Source organism: Maribellus sediminis, from assembly GCF_011799805.1.
Classification (GTDB): Bacteria; Bacteroidota; Bacteroidia; order Bacteroidales; family Prolixibacteraceae; genus Draconibacterium; species Draconibacterium sediminis_A.
Map to the genome: position 1 here is coordinate 817,646 of NZ_WXUB01000001.1, position 16,373 is coordinate 834,018.

The following is a 16,373-nucleotide window of genomic DNA, read 5'->3' on the forward strand; positions in this document are numbered from 1 at the left end:
ATGACTGAAAAATTGCGAACCATAATCGTTGAAGACGAAGAACTGGCCCGGAATCTGATGAAATCCTTTCTGGCGAAAATCGATGCCATCGAGTTAATCGCCGAGTGTGAAAACGGATTTGAAGGGGTGAAAATGATCAATGAATTGAAACCCGACCTGGTTTTTCTGGATATCCAGATGCCCAAAATCACAGGTTTCGAAATGTTGGAGTTGCTCGATCATAAACCGCAGATCATATTTGCAACGGCTTACGACCAGTATGCATTAAAAGCTTTCGATTACAACGCCGCCGATTACCTCCTAAAACCGTATTCGCAGGATCGTTTGAAAGAAGCCGTTGAAAAAGTGCTGGAACGTATTCAAACCGAAGGAAAAGAATCGGATGTGGCAGAAAAAATCAGTGAATTTCCAAAAGAAGAATACCTCGACAGGGTAGTGGTTAAGGACCGCCATAAAATTCATATCGCCCCGATAGATGCGGTGCGGTACATCGAGTCGATGGATGATTACGTAATGATTTATACCACCGAAGGCCGCTGGATGAAACAAAAGACCATGAAGTATTTCGAAAATGCACTGAATCCGAAGGACTTTGTGCGCATTCACCGCAGCTACATTGTTAAGGTAAACGAGATAGGTGAAATTCAGCAGTACGAAAAAGAGTCGTATGTGGTCATTCTTCACGATAAAACAAAACTAAAGGTTAGTAAAACAGGCTATAAAAACTTAAAAGACGTGCTTAGTTTTTAAAAGAAATATTCTATTCAAATGATATTTGTAGGCCTGCCTGGTGAAACCAGGCAGGCTTTTTTTATTGTTAGCCGCAACCTTCAGCTGACTCAAAAATCCTTTACTGACTTTTATGCTGTTTTGTAAAAGGGATAATTATTATCTTCAGCAGCTGCATATGACCTGTACCAACGTAAAATACCTGATTATTCAAGCTGTCTGTGTTTCAGATCATTCAAATACAAAAACGCTATAAATAATTGCTTTATGAAAAAACTGACACTGTTTCTGATTGCCGTTTTTTTAACCTCTACGGTAATCTTTGCAAAAAAGAAAGAGGAGGAAAAGAAAGAAGAAGCCAAGCCCTTTATTAATTCGGGCCTGGTGAGTGGACTTAAATGGCGCAGCATTGGTCCGGCATGGGCCAGCGGGCGTATTGCCGATTTTGCTGTAAATCCAAAAAATCCAAAAGAATATTACGTGGGAGTTGCCAGTGGTAACGTTTGGAAAACCGAAAACAATGGCACCACCTGGAAACCGATTTTTGATAACTACGGATCTTATTCCATCGGTATTGTTGAACTCGACCCGAACAATCCGAATGTAGTTTGGGTTGGCACCGGCGAAAACAATCACCAGCGTGCCCTTGGATATGGCGACGGGGTTTATAAGTCGCTCGATGGTGGAAAGTCTTTCAAAAATATGGGACTGAAAGAAAGCCGCCAGATTGGAGGAATCGTTATCGATCCGAGGAATTCTGACGTTGTTTTTGTGGCAGCCGAAGGTTCGGTATGGGGACCGGGTGAAGAGCGTGGCCTTTACAAATCGACCGACGGTGGTGAAACCTGGAACCAGGTTCTGTCGATTAGTGAAAATACAGGCGTTAATAATGTGGTGATGGATCCTTCGAATCCCGACATCATGTACGCCACATCAGAGCAACGTCGCAGAACTTCATTTACGAAAATTGGCGGAGGACCTGAATCAGCAGTCTATAAATCAACTGACGGAGGTGAAAACTGGCGCAAGATCATGAAAGGCCTTCCGGGAGTTCATCTTGGAGGAATGGGCATTGATGTTTCACCGGTCGATCCTAACTATGTTTACCTGATTGTTGAAGCTGCCGACGATAAAGGCGGATTCTTCCGCTCGACAGATAAAGGCGAAAGCTGGGAGAAAATGAGCGACTACCACAGTAGCGGCCAGTATTACAACGAAATTGTTTGCGATCCGAAAGATGTTGATAAAGTGTATTCCACTGAAACGGTTTCGAAAGTTACGGTTGACGGTGGTAAAAACTGGAGCAGTATCAGTACCCGCGGCCGTCATGTTGACGATCATGCGATATGGATCGATCCGGCCGATACCGACCATTATATTATTGGTGGAGACGGTGGTATTTACGAAACCTGGGATGCCGGACAAACCTTCGATTTTAAAGAAAATCTGCCGGTTACGCAGTTCTATCGTGTTTTTGTTGACGACGCCGAACCGTTTTACAATGTGTATGGCGGAACTCAGGACAACAATTCGATGGGTGGTCCTTCGCGCACGATCAGCCGCAGCGGGGTTGTCAACGACGAATGGTATGTAACCATGGGCGGCGACGGTTTCTGGGCAGCTACCGAACCGGGGAATCCCGACATTGTTTACACTGAATATCAGTATGGAAACATGTCGCGCTACGATAAAAAGAGTGGCGAAAGAATCAGTATCAAACCCCGCGAACGGAAAGGGGAGCTAACATATAAGTGGAACTGGAATACACCGCTGATTGTTAGTCCGCACCTGAAAACTCGTTTGTATGTAGCTGCCAATAAAGTTTTCAGAAGCGACGACCGTGGAAATACATGGGAAGTCATCAGCGACGATCTAACTGCACAGGTTGATCGAAACTCTTTCCCGGTGATGGGAAAATACTGGCCATCTGACGCCGTGGCAAAAGATGTTTCCACCTCGCAGTGGGGAACTATTGTTGCGCTCGACGAGTCAAAAATCAAGGAAGGTTTGCTGTATGCCGGAACCGATGATGGTGTGATCTCGGTAACTGAAAATGGTGGTGACGACTGGACACAGGTAAAAGCGTTTCCCGGCGTTCCAGAATATACCACAGTGAGTGACCTTGCTGCCGACCGTTTTGACGAAAATGTGGTATACGCCACTTTTGATAACCTGAAACGCGATGACTTTAAGCCTTACGTGTATAAGAGTTCTGACAAAGGGAAGACCTGGGTGAATATATCGGGCAACCTCCCTGAAAATGGTACGGTTTATACGATTGTGCAGGATTACCTACGCCCCGAATTATTGTTTGTGGGTACTGAATTTGCTATCTACTTTACTGTTGATAATGGCGAAAACTGGGTGGAACTGAAATCGGGTCTGCCAACTATTCCGGTTCGCGATATTACCATTCAGGAACGTGAAAGCGATTTGGTGATTGCTACTTTTGGCCGTGGCTTTTATATTCTCGACGATTACAGTCCGTTGCGCCAGGTGAGTGCCGAACTGGAAAATAGTGAGGCAGAAATTTTCCCGATAAAAGATGCACTGATGTTTATTCAAACCAGTGGTAAAAGCAACCAGGGCAGCACATATTTTACTGCCGACAATCCGGAATACGGAGCCACTTTTACCTATTTCCTGAAAGAGGTTCCAAAAACCAAAGCGCAATTGAGAAAGGAAGAAGAAAAAGAGCTGTTCAAAGAAGGAAAACCGATTCCGCAGCCAAGCTGGAGGGAATTGCAACTGGAAGAGCAGCAGGAAAAAACACACCTGATTTTCACCATTTACGATAACAATGGCAATGTGATCGACCAGTTTAGCAAGGCACCTTCAAAAGGTATCAGCCGGGTGAACTGGAACATGACTTATGCTACTACTGTTAATTCGCGAATTGGTGGAAAATTCAACCCGGTTTCGAATACCGGACGAGGAATTATGGTGATGCCCGGAACCTATAAGGTGGGATTAAAAATGTGGCACGAAGGTGAGTTGACCGAGCTGGTTGAACCGGTATCTTTTGTTTGCAAAAAACTCAATAATACCGTTCTTCCGGCCGAAGATTATAACGAAAATGTTGAATTCGCCGAAAAAGTAAACAAACTGGCGCTCGCTGTTGTAGGTGCCGGCCGTGTTATTAATGAGAATATTGATAAAGTTGAGAATATCAAACAGGCCATTTATGCCACACCGGGTGCCAGCCAGGAACTAATGGACAAAGCCCGCGCATTGGGTGTTGAATTGGAAAAACTCAACTTTACCATGAACGGTTTACCTGCTAAAGCAAGTGGCGAGGAAGTTCCGCCGGCACAAGTACCGTTGAACGATCGGCTTGGAAACATTACCTATACCCACATGGGATCGACCAGTGGAATTACTACTACAGAAAAGCAGGCTTACGAGATTTTGAAAGAAGAATTTCCACCTGTATTAAGTGCCTTAAAACAACTTGTTGAAAAAGATATTCCGGCTTTGGAAGCTGAGCTGAACAAGATCAATGCTCCGTGGACACCCGGGCGCCTGATCGACTGGAAAGAATAAGATAGCTTTGAGCTAAGTGCTTTGAGCTACGAGCAGATCACCCGATTTCGGTCATATGACAGAAATCGGGTGAATTTGTTTTATCAATATCTTTTTCTATTTTTAGCCTTTAGTTAAATGTACAACCAAAATGCAAACACATGAACATCAAAGAACTAATTCAGGTTTACAAGCAAGACCCCGTTGTTAGAACCCTGCTTGTTATTGCCGCAATTTTAGCATCTTTATTACTACTTTTTAGTATTGGAATAAGCTAACTGTGTAGGGCGACATAATTGGTGCTCCTACGAATAGGCCCCGTACTGATTTGAATTTCTGTGCATACATTTTTACTTCATTTATTCAGTGGAATAAATGATTCGAGCGTACTTGAGAATGGATTAACTATGTGAAATAGTTTAGCAACTATAAAAAATAGTTGCAAAACTAAAAAATATAGTTATATTTGTTTTGTAGTTTAAATCTAAAAATCAGCATGATGCAAAAACTGACACAAAAAGAAGAGGAAATAATGAACTACTTCTGGGAGAAAGGCCCAATGTTTGTGAAAGAACTCAAAGAATTATACACGGATCAGAAACTGCATTACAATACCCTTTCAACAATGGTGCGGGCTCTCGAAGAAAAAGGCTTTGTAGGTCATGAGCAGTTTGGAAACACACACCGTTATTTTGCCATTGTCAGCAAAGAAGAATACAGTAAGGGAACACTTGGGAATGTGGTGAAGAAATACTTTAATAACTCGTATAAAAGTGTGGTGTCGCTGCTGGTTGAAGAAGAAAACCTTTCGCTCGATGACCTGAAGAAACTGATTGAAGAAATTGAAAAACAACAAAACAACCTGCAATGAACCCATTCCTGGTTTGGCTCCTAAAATCGAGTGTAAGTCTGGCGCTGTTGTATGCAGTGTTTAAGCTGGCTGTTTGTCGCGACAAAATGCACACTGCCAACCGCTTTGTATTGCTGGGTATTTTGCTAACATCGGTAATCCTTCCTTTTGCCAACATCCCACTTATACGCGAAACACAGGTGATTCCGCAGTTCGAAACGATTCACGAGTGGGTGGCTGCACCCGTAGCAAACGAGTTAGTAATTTATACCGAAAATCTACCGCTGAGTGAGCCAACTCCCGCGAAAGCGCCGCTTAACCTGTGGCTGTTGTTTTACCTGTCGGTAATCGGGCTGCTGGTGGTTCGTGTACTCTTTTCGGTGGTGCGGGTGATGCAGCTCATTCGCCGGGCCGAGAAACAAAACTTCAGGGACGTGGTTTTGGCCATTGTAAAAGATCTTATTCAGCCCTTCTCTTTTTTGCAGCACATTGTTTTGTCGGAAAAGGATTTTACCGAAAACCATGATATTGTGGTGGCCCACGAATACGCACACATTCAGCACAAACACGCGCTCGATCTGATGATCTGCGAGCTGTTTGCGGCCCTTTTCTGGTTTAACCCGGTGGTGTGGCTGTTGCGCCGCGATCTGAAACTGATACACGAATACCAGGCCGATGAGGCCGTACTAAATAAAGGCATCGATGCAAAAACATACCAACTGTTGGTTCTTAAAAAGGCCGTAGGCGAAAGACGTTTTGCCCTGGCCAGCCATTTTACACAAAAACCAATTTTAAAACGAATCAAAATGATGCACATGAAAACAAATCGCCGCCGGACAAGCCTGAAACTGGTTTTGTTTGTTCCGGTGTTGGCACTGCTCTTACAGGCTTTTGCAAGACCTGAGATGATTCCTAATAAAATCAGTGATCTGGTACCTACAATAGGTGTTCAGAAAGACAGTTCGGAAGTTTGGCTCGATAACTGGAGCATTCAGCACCTGTCGAAAATAAACGACGGACTGGAGATGAACCAATTTGAGGTGGCACCTCCACCCCCGGAGAGCAATCAAGAGCGGTTTCCGAAATATGATAAGACAAAACACGGCGATCCAATACCGTCAGAGAATATAATGACGATTCTGGTTAACCGGGAAAGTCGGATTTTAGCCTGTGGTTCCTTCGCAACTATTGATGGAGTGCTTGATGGAGTAACGAAATTCTTAAACGGAAATCCGCCTTTTGAACAAGTGAAAAACGGGCCAGAAGTCATTACCAAAAATCTGCCATTAGTGGGAGATGTGAAAATCTCTAGAGGGGTAATTACCTTGCGATACGATGCTGAAACAGATAAAGCTTTTGTAGATAAAATGCTTCGCTCCATTGGGAAAATTTATCTTGAAAAGCGTCAACAATTGTCGCAGGCAGAATTCAAACAGGATTATTTCTCCTTGTCTGCTGAGAAGAAAAATGTGATCAATCAAATGCTTCCGGTGCGGTTTTCGATTATGGAGCCAAAGGTTACGAGTTCAGTAGCTCCACCGCCACCGCCACCACCGTTTGTTAATGTAAAAATTACAAAAGAAGGAGCTATTTATGTTGAAAGATATTACGTCGAGCCAAAAGCAAAGGATGAAAAATGGCAGCTAATAGAAAACAAAGAACTTACAATCGAAGAACTAAAGGAGTATTTGGCACAACGGAGAAATTTGGTTAATGAAGGAAATCGAAAAACCGGAACTAATCACGAACAGGGAGTAAATGTAACCGTCGAAAACGGGGCCAGTGATAAGGTTGTTGCCGAGGTAAAAGAAACTTTGTTTTTTACCGGGATAAAAAACGCAAATTTTAGAAGGGCCTCAGATGATACATCTTCTTCGCAACATATTGGAAAATACGATGTGAGAGTTTATCCTGATAAATTCGAGGTTTTTAACAAAGTATCTACCGTTGAAAACGTAAAACAGGAAGTTGAAGAATATTTAAAATCAATGGGTGATAAAACAACGATTTCCGTTTTGTCTTTTAGCGATGTCCCGAAAGAAAGATTGCGTGCCGTTCTCAATGAACTGAACCAGGTTCCGTTTGTAAAAGTAAGTACAACGGTTCTGAAATTGGAGCAGGAACCGGTTTCCACTGCGCAACACAAAATTCTGTTAAAAGCCAATGGGAAAATTGATCTGGATAACAAAGAATACAACCTGAACGCGTTTGAAACCAAGATAAACCAAATCGGAAAACAGCCTGGGGAAACCAATGTTGTTTTAACCCTTGAAGACGATGTTACTTATCTTCAATCAGAAACGGTATTAAATGTTCTTAGAAAAGCAAACATTAACCAGGTTGGTTATAGCATTGAAAGGCACTCAGTAAGGGAAACAGAACCAGGAACAAAGATCGGCGAATCGGTTAACATGTTTTGGTTTGGTTGGTCGGGAAATTCTCCTGAATTGGAAAAAGCAAAACGGGAAGCTAAAAAATTTCTTTCAGGAAAAGGTAATCGGAGTTTGTACGCCGGTATCACACCGGATGAAAATGCAACGTCGGAAGATATTGAGGCTGTTAAAAATGCGCTGATTGAAGCAGGTTTTCTAAAAGTGGATGTCCGTACGCGTCAGAATTGATGCTTCTGACTTAGGCAATCTGTAGTTATCACTATATCATTAACATAAAGAATTAGACCAATGAAACGTTTTGGTATTACCATTGCTATGGTAGTGGTTTGTTATGCATTATTTGCACAAAAAGGGCAGGTAAATAAAGCCGCCAATTATTTAGAATCCGGGGATCTGGACAGGGCATTGGAATGTATTCAAATTGCTACTGATTCAACCAGCGAAAAATCATCAAGATCCATTAATTGGCCGCGAACCTGGCAGGTCAGGGGCGAAATATTTCAGGCGAATGACAAGAAACTTAAATCAATTACCGATGATCCTTTAACCGAGGCGTTTAATTCATACAAAAGGGCAATGGCCTTGGATTTAAACAATAAGTTCTCGAAAAGTTTAAAAGTTAATTTAACCTTACTGATCAACGATCTTCAAAAAGAGGCAATTACAGACTACAATGATAGTGCTTATGTTGATGCCGTAAAGAAATTTGAACAAATTTTGGAAATTTACGAGATGTCAGTGTTTCATTCCGATGATAGTTTTATCGACACAGCAATTATTTACAACTGTGGATTGGCAGCATTAAATGCTGAACAATTCGATAAAGCCATAAAATACTTTAAACAAACATCACAATTGGGCTATAATCCTGAAGCTTCATATATATGGTCTGCCAAAGCATACAAAAATATAAAGGATTCATTAAATGCCTTGGAAACTCTAAAGGAAGGTTTTAGCATTTATCAAAATGATGTTGGAATAATGAACGAGTTGATTCAAATTCTTTTAGAATTGGATAGTAGAGATGAAGCTATAAAATACTTGGATATGGCTATTGAGAATAATCCAGAGGTTAATTATTATCTGATAAAAGGAGACTTGTATAAAAAAAATGGCGACGAGGAAAATGCTATTAATTTTTATGAAGAGGCATTAACGATAAAGCCAGAAAACATAATGGCCCTATACAATCTTGGGGTAATTTATTATAACCGTGGTGTTAAGCAGGTTGAATTGGCCGGAAAGGTTCCAATAAATGATGAAGTAGCGTATCAAAACGAGATTGATAAATCCAGGATATGGTGGGGAAAGTCGTTGCCTTACATCGAGAAATGCCATCAGTTAGATCCGAGTGATGTTACGATTAAAGAAACTTTGAAGACATTGTATTTAAGGCTAAAGCTGATGGAGAAATATCAAACTATAGCAGGGGAGTAATACATGAAACTAAAAAGTACTTATTGTGGAAAAGTATTAGAAAATTAAGAAATCTTAAGGACAATGAAATTTACTCATAAGTTGGTAAATAATGGTTAAATAAAAAGCCCGGAGAGCCGGGCTTTTTTATAGAGGTTAATTAAATATCCTCGAACGTCGTTTTTCTTTTTTGCTGAAATTCCAGGTAAGTTTTGCTCCTACCATTCTGGGAGGGCCGGGTACAAAAGTTGGTGCTCCAAACAAGCTTCCTGTGTTTCCGGCGCTGGTTATAAATTGCTCATCGAGCACATTGGTTGCCCAAACCGAAAGAATTATGTTGGGATCCGACATGGCAAGTCCGCCGTTGATATTCAGAATGCCATAGGCATCCTGTTCCAATCCCGGCGAGTTAGCATCTTCAAAGTAGATGTGCGATTTCCAGGCATACGAGGGCGTAACAAACAGTTGCATTACCGGAAGTATATTAACCCTTGCACTTAATCCAACATTAAAACTGTGGTCAGGTGCCATTCTGAAAACATTGCCGGAATATTCCTGTGCCACTCCGTCAACATCGGTTGAATCGAATGCGGTTTTCAGCCAGGCATAATTGGCAAAAAAATCGAGTTGTTTAATGATCGCCACCCTCAGATTTGCTTCTGCGCCATAGGATGTTGCTTGTCCGCTGTCCTTAAATTTCAGGTTGAATTCACCCGATTCGGGATCAGCTACCCAGGCCTGCGTCTGAAAGTTCTTGTAGAGTTGATAGAAACCGGTAACATCCAGATAAATCCGGTCGAAATAAACGCCTTTTACACCCAGCTCAAAATTATCGAGTATTTCGGCATCCAAAACTTCTTCTTCGCCGGTAGAGGTGAACTGCAGCACATTTGGCCGGCGGCCGCGTGCATAGTTCGCAAATACATTTCCATATTCGTTAAAGCGGTACTTTAAGCCTCCCTGCCAGGTAAGCGACAACGTGTTCTTTTTAATTTCCTGACGTTCGCCGGGGAGAAAAAATACATTGGGGTAATTCCCTGTGAACGAACCAAGGGTAGAAGCTTCACCACCCACAAATGCTGCTTCGTTCGACAGTTTGTAGCGGTCGTAAACGCCACGAACGCCTGCCGAAACAAAAAACTTGCGCGTAAGCTGGTATGTAATATCAAAGAAAGCTTCGGCAGCCATGTTTTTTGCCTTGCTGTAATTGTCTTCTTCGTGCGTTGTTGGCAGCGGAATATAGAATGTTGTATCCAGAACCGGATCGTAATTGGGAATAACCGGAATGGAATTCGGTTGCCCATTTGCATCAACGAGCGGCAGTGGAGGAGAGGCTAACATAAGGTTCGCCAGGTGTTGTTCGTTTGTCGAGAACCAGTAGCGTTGATCGGCCTTTTCCTGCCAGTAGCTTGCGCCTATCACACCGGTCAGTCTGCTGTTCGAAAAATTGCCTCGGATTTCCTGGTAGAATTGCGACGCTGCACTGGTTTCTGCCATATCGATAGCTGCCGCTGCAGTTCCGTCGCCGTCCCAGCGGGCATTGGCATCGAGCTTGCGGTACGAGGTGATCGAAGTCCAGTATGTTTGCTCGTTAACGTAAAAACGATAATTCAGTGTAGCATCAAACAATTCCTTTCCTGTTCCCAGGTTCTTGCCCTGTTCGTGCGACGCCACACCGCTGAAAATACCGATGTCGCCATTCGTGTTTGGCAGATCGGCAGGCATAAAAGCAATGCCGGGAGATTTATCTTTCTGGTAGTTCAAAACCAGGTCGACTCTGTGATTCCATGCCGGACGAAAACGTGTTGAAAACCTTCCGGCAATTGTCTCTTTTCCCATCAAGTCGCCGCCAAAAGTATTTTCAACATAACCATCGTGCATGTTGTAACTACCGGCTGCGCGAATCATCAGTTTATCCTCAAAAATCGGGACATTAACAAAACCACTTACTTCCTTGTGTCCGTAGTCGCCAATACCTGCGGTCAAACTTCCGTACAAATCGCTGGTTGGCATCTTGCTGACGTAATGAAGAGCACCGGCTTGTGCATTTCGCCCGAAGAACGTGTTTTGCGGTCCTTTCAGTACTTCAACACGTTCCATCTCGTATAATTCGAGAGAAGCCCCGCTCGCACGGTTGATGGGAACGCTGTTGAAATAAACCGATACACGCGGCTGTGCACTCGGGCTTACTTCATCGCTGGTCAATCCACGGATAACAAAGGTTGGACGGTTCGCTCCCTGCTCCCGAATATACAGTCCCGGCACAAATTCGCTCAACTGGCTGAGTTCGGTAATGTTCGATTGTTCCAACATGTTGTCAGTCACCGAGGCAATGGCCGTAGGAACATCCATGATTTGTTGCTCGCGTTTTTGTGCATTTACCAAAACCGGCTCCAGGTGCACATTATCAAGCTGCAGCATAACGTTCTTCTCGTTTTGTCCGGCCCGAAGAATTATGTCGGCAGTGTGGGTTTCGTAACCGATAAAGGATACCCTTACCCGCGCGCGTCCGGTAACCAGCCCGAGAATGAGGTATTCGCCATCCTCATTGGTATTCACACCTTTGCTCGTTCCGTCAATTGTGACATGGGCTCCGGGAAGCGGAACATAGTTCTCGTCGTAAACAGCGCCGCGAATGATCACGGGAGGAAGTTCCCTCGAGACAGTTTCGGTATTGCGGTATTTTCGCTTAACCTGACCTCTTTTTTTTGCCTGGCCGTAAGTAGCTGACGAAAATACAAGTATTATTAATGCTGAAAGGAGAATTCTCATAAGAACAATTTTAATGCTATCCTAAATAACGCAAAAGTTGAAGGAATAATATATGGAGAATTTTGGGGCTGAAGAAATATTAATGGTGAGGAATGGAATAAACAGGCATTTTTAGCCAGATAGAAAACTCATCGAGGCTTTGCTGACCGAGTTCGGGCGTTTTGCAGGTTTTTATTTCGATGGCTGGCTTTTTGGCTTTATTTACGAGGTAGATCCGGTATTCTATTTTCTGCGAAGAATTCACCCGATTGGAGCGGCTGTACATGGTAAGCACCTTTTTAATGGGTACCAAAGTAACGCCCAGGTAATCGTCGAGGTTTTGCCACCGACCTGATTTAAACAATGCAAAATGTTTATTGTAAGCTTTGAATTTTCTGGCTTCGGTGTTGATTTCCACTCCTGAAAAAGTACCAAACAGATATCCGGCAATTATGAGGTTGAATGCTGCAAACCACCATTGGGCCGAGAAGAGACTGAGCAGGCCGGTAATTACAAATATCAATCCGAAGAAAATATAAGGACCTGTCAGAAAAGGTGTTATTTTGTTATTGATCGTCATTCTTCAACAATCCGTGCAGTAATAATTCTTACATCGTTTAAAGGGCGATCCAGTGAATCGACTGGCTGTGCCGCAATCGAATCTACAATGTTCATTCCCTCGATTACTTCACCAAAAACCGTATAATTCTGATCGAGGTGTGGGGCACCGCCAATGGTTTTATAAACCTCGCGGTGTGCTTCCGGATAGGAATAACGTTCGAAATTGGTGTAGCTTTTTCCTCCCGATTGAATGCTGTCGGCCCATTTCATATAGGCCTGTTCGTTTTCAGCTTTCATGGCCGTTTCAAATGAATCGCGAATGGCTTTGTTGGTCGGATCGTTAACAAAATAATATTCCGCCAGCCAATTGTTGATCCTTTTTTCTGATCGTTCCAAGGTGCTGTCGGTTTGTACTTTACCCTGAACAATAAAAAACTGTGAACCTGCCGAGGCGCGGTCGGGATTGTTATCGCGGGCAGCATTTAAGGCACCACGTTTATGGAAAAGTTCGGTATTAATTTCCGCCGGAATCGTATAAACAGGGCCTCCGTTCCCGAGAGCTTCGCCGGGCTTTGCCGTTTTACTGTCGGGATCGCCCGATTGAATTCCAAAACCATTGATGACCCGGTGAAAAAGCATGCCATCGAAATAGCCTTCATTTGTGAGCTTCACAAAATTATCGCGGTGAAGAGGTGTTTCATCCGATAATTCGAGTATCACATTACCATAACTGGTAGCCAGTTCAATTTTTACCGGTTTTTGTTTTTTCTGTGAAGAACAAGCGTAGAGCAGGCCAAGTATTAGGACGAGGTATTTGAAGTGCGACATGGTTTTGTTTTTGATGCTAGTCAAATCTACTAAATTTGGTGGTTTTTGGGGTGTTTATTCCAGCGTTAATTTGCGCTTTTCGATGTAGGCGTGCCACAAAATATACGTTGCTACCGAACGGTAAGGCGAAAAGCGTTTCATGTATTCCACAATTTGCTCTTTCGAAGCTTCGGCAGGAACAAGATTGAGTTCGTATACGGCTTTTATTGTTGCCAGATCTCCCGGAGGAAAAATGTCGGAAAAATGCAGACTCATTAAAACATACATATCCACAGTCCAGTTGCCAATGCCTTTCAGGTGGATCAACTTCTCACGAATTTGCTGTTCGTCGAGCTGATTGATCTGCTGCAGATCAAGGCGGCCTTCAACAATTTCGGTAGCAAGTATGCGGGTGTATTGAATTTTTTGCCTGCTGAAATAGCATTCCCAGAGTTCCTGGTCGCTAAGTTTTAGCAGGTTTTGGGGTGTTATATCTACAATCCGATCAAGCAATTTCAGGTAGGCAGCTTTTGCCGAAGCCAGCGAAACCTGCTGTTCGAGAATGGTGAGCACCAGCGTGGCAAAATTGGGATCGCGGTGCCAGAAAGGCGGGTAATCGTATTCACTGATCACCGAGGCCAGCCTGGGCTCTTTTTCGGTGCACCAATCGCAAAGCAATTTAAATTCGGCTTCGTTTTTAATTTTCTTCATGCCCTAAAATAAAACAAAAAGGGAGATGACACGCATCTCCCTTTGAAGGCAATACCGAATTAAATAAACTAAATCTTCTCTGATTGAATTTCTGCCTTCTGACTAAAAAAACGGTAAATAGTTTTATTTATTATCAGACTTTTGATCTTAGAAAGGGGATTTTACGGAACATTCGGACTATCAGAATTTAACAAGCGCCGAAATCGATGCATTTATTCCCGGAGCAACTATTCCTGAAGAATATGGCCGATAGCGTTTGTCGAGTATATTTTCGAGCCCGGCACTTAAAGTTACCTTCTGACTGAGCTTGTAATTCGATTTCAGGTTGATGGTCCACCACGACGGCGAATATGGATTCCCATTTTCGTCGGGCAAATATAAATGTGGTTTGTTTTGTCCGTCGGGAGCCAGTTCGTCAAAATCGAGTTTGCCATTGTAGTTCACATACAGGTCGACAAACCAAAGTTGATTTTCGTAGATCAGATGCGAACTGCCAAAAGTCGGCGGAACGTGTCTGATCGGGAGGCCTTCCGAATCTTCGCCTTTGGTGATACTGATGTCGTGACGGGTTCTCATGTGATGATTGAAAAGAAACTCGACGTTCACATTCAGTCCGTAAATTTTTGCCGACTCGGCATTCACCAGCGCTTCCACCTTGCTCATTTCGCCATCGTACAAAATTGAATCCTGGCCGTTCAAACTAAAGTCACGGCGAACCATGGCATCTTTCAACCAGGTATAAAAGCCGGTGAATTCAATTTTAGCTTTGTCGTTGATGTTTCGCAGAACATTAATCTCAAAATTGCGGGCATACTCGGGTTTCAAGTCCGGATTCGGAACAACCACGTTACCGGGTTCCGAATCGAAAACCTTGGCCACATCGTCGATGTTGGGCGAACGGAAACCGGTTGATCCGTGCAGGTTAATCTGCCACTCAGGCGTTGGATGCCACACCAAACCCAGGTTACCGTTGAAAGCCGAATTCTGCATGTCGAATCCGTCGAAAGGGAAATTATAATATTCCGGATCGAAGGTTCCTTCGAGTTGAGTGACCGTAAAACGGGAACCAACCTGGAAAATGAGTTTCGGGCTGATGTTGTATTTGAATGAATAATAAGCAGCAATACTCTGGTAAAGCGATCCGTCGGGATAACGCGGTGCAATGTCCCTGGTTTCGTCGTTGAGCAGATTTTGGGAAACGCCGGTTGATCCTACATTATTCAGGTAGCCTTCAACACCATAAAACAATTCCGCTTTCGTATCGAATGCCTTTCCAAAATCGAGGTTGAAAGAGAAAATGTCCAGATCTTCTTCACGGCTGCGTAACCAGTCTTTGTTCACTTTTCTGTCGTTCCGGCTTTCGGTATATCCCTGGTAGCCCAACAACAAACTCATCCGGTCGAAAAGCAGATGTTGTTGCGTGTAGGCCACACGCCCTGACAACATTGACCAAATTTGAGGTCCATAATACCAGTCGGCATAAGTAAGTTTATCTCCACTGTATTGGATCAGGCGGTCGTAGCGCGGAATGTCACCTGTTTGCGAGTGATGGGCGCTCAATACAAAATCCCATTTTTCGCTTGGGCGGTAACGCAGTTTTCCCATAATGTTAAACTGGTTGTACCCGGTATATTTTTGAATTTTATCATTGCTGTTCTGAACGGTCTTGTCTTCTCCGGTGTATTTTTCATCCAATACATATTCCGGGCGAAGGTACGAATCAGGTCCTGAGCTTCCCATGCGCAAATCGTCGAAACCGGTATAAGTTGTACTGATGACAGCCGCCCATTTTTTACCTCCCAGATTATACGAACCGTGTATTGTTTTTTCGAAATTGGCACTGGAGTAACGTGAGTAGATCTTCCCGAATGATTCCGGTTTGTCGCTGGTAGAAAGTTTTGGCGACAGGGTATTAAAACTCATTACACCACCAAGCGCATCGCTTCCATAGATCACTGAACCGGGGCCAAAAATAACTTCGGTGCTTTCCAGGCTGTTGGCATCGATCGCTATTACGTTTTGCAGGTTTCCACTGCGATAAATGGCATTGTTCATTCTGATCCCATCCACCACAATCAGAACACGATTGGCCGAAAAACCGCGTATCATGGGGCTTCCACCACCCATCTGACTTTTCTGGATAAAGATTCCCACTTTCGATCCCAGCAGATCGGCAGTAGTTTGCGGGCTGTAATTCAGGACGTCTTCCGGGCCGATGGTTTCTATCAGGTGAGGGATCTCCGATTTTGATTCTGCCCAGCGATTCACCGAGATAACCACTTCGTCAATTTTTATGGGATTCTCGATCAACAGTATAACATTCCCGTGTTTAGCAATTTTATTTCGGGTACTGGTTGTGCTTAAAAACGATGAATGTTGAAACTTAATGCTTTCATCTTCCTTGAATCCGTCGAGCCTGGCTTTCCCTTTACCATCGGTTTGCGTGGTATGTTTTTCTGAAATTAAAAGAACACCTTCAACCGGGCTGCCGTTTTTAGCGTCGATAACGGTAACCAGTTCCTGGCTGAATAGTGTAGATGTAAGAAGTAACAGTACAAAGGTCAGTAGTTGTTTTTGCATAAAATACGAATCAGACTTGGTTCATCTTCGCGCAAGGATAACAAAAATCATAC

At 43.4% G+C, this 16,373-nt stretch carries 10 protein-coding genes; 5 read left to right on the plus strand and 5 right to left on the minus strand.

The features are described from left to right. From HFD85_RS03205 to HFD85_RS03225, 5 genes are all read left to right on the plus strand, one after another. Entirely contained in the window at positions 1-750 is a 750-nt protein-coding gene (locus tag HFD85_RS03205) for a LytR/AlgR family response regulator transcription factor (RefSeq protein WP_167605158.1), read from the plus strand. Between the two features lie 246 nt (positions 751-996). After that, positions 997-4,272, plus strand: a complete 3,276-nt coding sequence (locus HFD85_RS03210) for a WD40/YVTN/BNR-like repeat-containing protein (protein ID WP_167605159.1) — start codon at positions 997-999, stop codon at positions 4,270-4,272. A 475-nt stretch (positions 4,273-4,747) separates the two neighbouring features. Continuing rightward, complete coding sequence (locus tag HFD85_RS03215; RefSeq protein WP_206081847.1) at positions 4,748-5,122, plus strand: BlaI/MecI/CopY family transcriptional regulator; 375 nt, start codon at positions 4,748-4,750, stop codon at positions 5,120-5,122. Further along, the gene (locus HFD85_RS03220) at positions 5,119-7,722 is read left to right on the plus strand and encodes a M56 family metallopeptidase (protein ID WP_167605160.1); all 2,604 of its coding nucleotides are present in this window, start codon (positions 5,119-5,121) and stop codon (positions 7,720-7,722) included. The genes HFD85_RS03215 and HFD85_RS03220 overlap by 4 nt, the downstream gene beginning before the upstream one ends. Before the next feature lie 60 nt (positions 7,723-7,782). After that, positions 7,783-8,931 (plus strand): tetratricopeptide repeat protein, encoded by a 1,149-nt coding sequence (locus HFD85_RS03225; RefSeq protein ID WP_167605161.1) that lies wholly within the window; start codon positions 7,783-7,785, stop codon positions 8,929-8,931. Positions 8,932-9,066: 135 nt separating this feature from the next. Here the strand turns inward: HFD85_RS03225 and HFD85_RS03230 are convergent, their stop codons facing one another. The 5 genes from HFD85_RS03230 to HFD85_RS03250 all read right to left on the minus strand — a co-directional run bounded on the left by HFD85_RS03230 (position 9,067) and on the right by HFD85_RS03250 (position 16,320). Then, entirely contained in the window at positions 9,067-11,682 is a 2,616-nt protein-coding gene (locus tag HFD85_RS03230; RefSeq protein WP_167605162.1) for a TonB-dependent receptor, read from the minus strand. A gap of 79 nt (positions 11,683-11,761) precedes the next feature. Beyond that, positions 11,762-12,241 (minus strand): hypothetical protein, encoded by a 480-nt coding sequence (locus HFD85_RS03235; protein ID WP_167605163.1) that lies wholly within the window; start codon positions 12,239-12,241, stop codon positions 11,762-11,764. Beyond that, complete coding sequence (locus HFD85_RS03240; RefSeq protein WP_167605164.1) at positions 12,238-13,050, minus strand: peptidylprolyl isomerase; 813 nt, start codon at positions 13,048-13,050, stop codon at positions 12,238-12,240. The genes HFD85_RS03235 and HFD85_RS03240 overlap by 4 nt, the downstream gene beginning before the upstream one ends. A gap of 54 nt (positions 13,051-13,104) precedes the next feature. Further along, complete coding sequence (locus HFD85_RS03245; protein WP_167605165.1) at positions 13,105-13,740, minus strand: DNA-3-methyladenine glycosylase family protein; 636 nt, start codon at positions 13,738-13,740, stop codon at positions 13,105-13,107. A 180-nt stretch (positions 13,741-13,920) separates the two neighbouring features. Further along, positions 13,921-16,320, minus strand: a complete 2,400-nt coding sequence (locus HFD85_RS03250) for a TonB-dependent receptor plug domain-containing protein (protein ID WP_167605166.1) — start codon at positions 16,318-16,320, stop codon at positions 13,921-13,923. Positions 16,321-16,373 lie beyond the last annotated feature (53 nt).

Bases quoted from the DNA above. Each gene is read 5' to 3' on its own strand.
- HFD85_RS03220 (WP_167605160.1), top strand. From the start codon at position 5,119: ATGAACCCATTCCTGGTTTGGCTCCTAAAATCGAGTGTAAGTCTGGCG.
- HFD85_RS03225 (WP_167605161.1), top strand. From the start codon at position 7,783: ATGAAACGTTTTGGTATTACCATTGCTATGGTAGTGGTTTGTTATGCA.
- HFD85_RS03240 (WP_167605164.1), bottom strand. From the start codon at position 13,050: ATGTCGCACTTCAAATACCTCGTCCTAATACTTGGCCTGCTCTACGCT.
- HFD85_RS03210 (WP_167605159.1), top strand. From the start codon at position 997: ATGAAAAAACTGACACTGTTTCTGATTGCCGTTTTTTTAACCTCTACG.
- HFD85_RS03230 (WP_167605162.1), bottom strand. From the start codon at position 11,682: ATGAGAATTCTCCTTTCAGCATTAATAATACTTGTATTTTCGTCAGCT.
- HFD85_RS03215 (WP_206081847.1), top strand. From the start codon at position 4,748: ATGATGCAAAAACTGACACAAAAAGAAGAGGAAATAATGAACTACTTC.
- HFD85_RS03235 (WP_167605163.1), bottom strand. From the start codon at position 12,241: ATGACGATCAATAACAAAATAACACCTTTTCTGACAGGTCCTTATATT.
- HFD85_RS03245 (WP_167605165.1), bottom strand. From the start codon at position 13,740: ATGAAGAAAATTAAAAACGAAGCCGAATTTAAATTGCTTTGCGATTGG.
- HFD85_RS03205 (WP_167605158.1), top strand. From the start codon at position 1: ATGACTGAAAAATTGCGAACCATAATCGTTGAAGACGAAGAACTGGCC.
- HFD85_RS03250 (WP_167605166.1), bottom strand. From the start codon at position 16,320: ATGCAAAAACAACTACTGACCTTTGTACTGTTACTTCTTACATCTACA.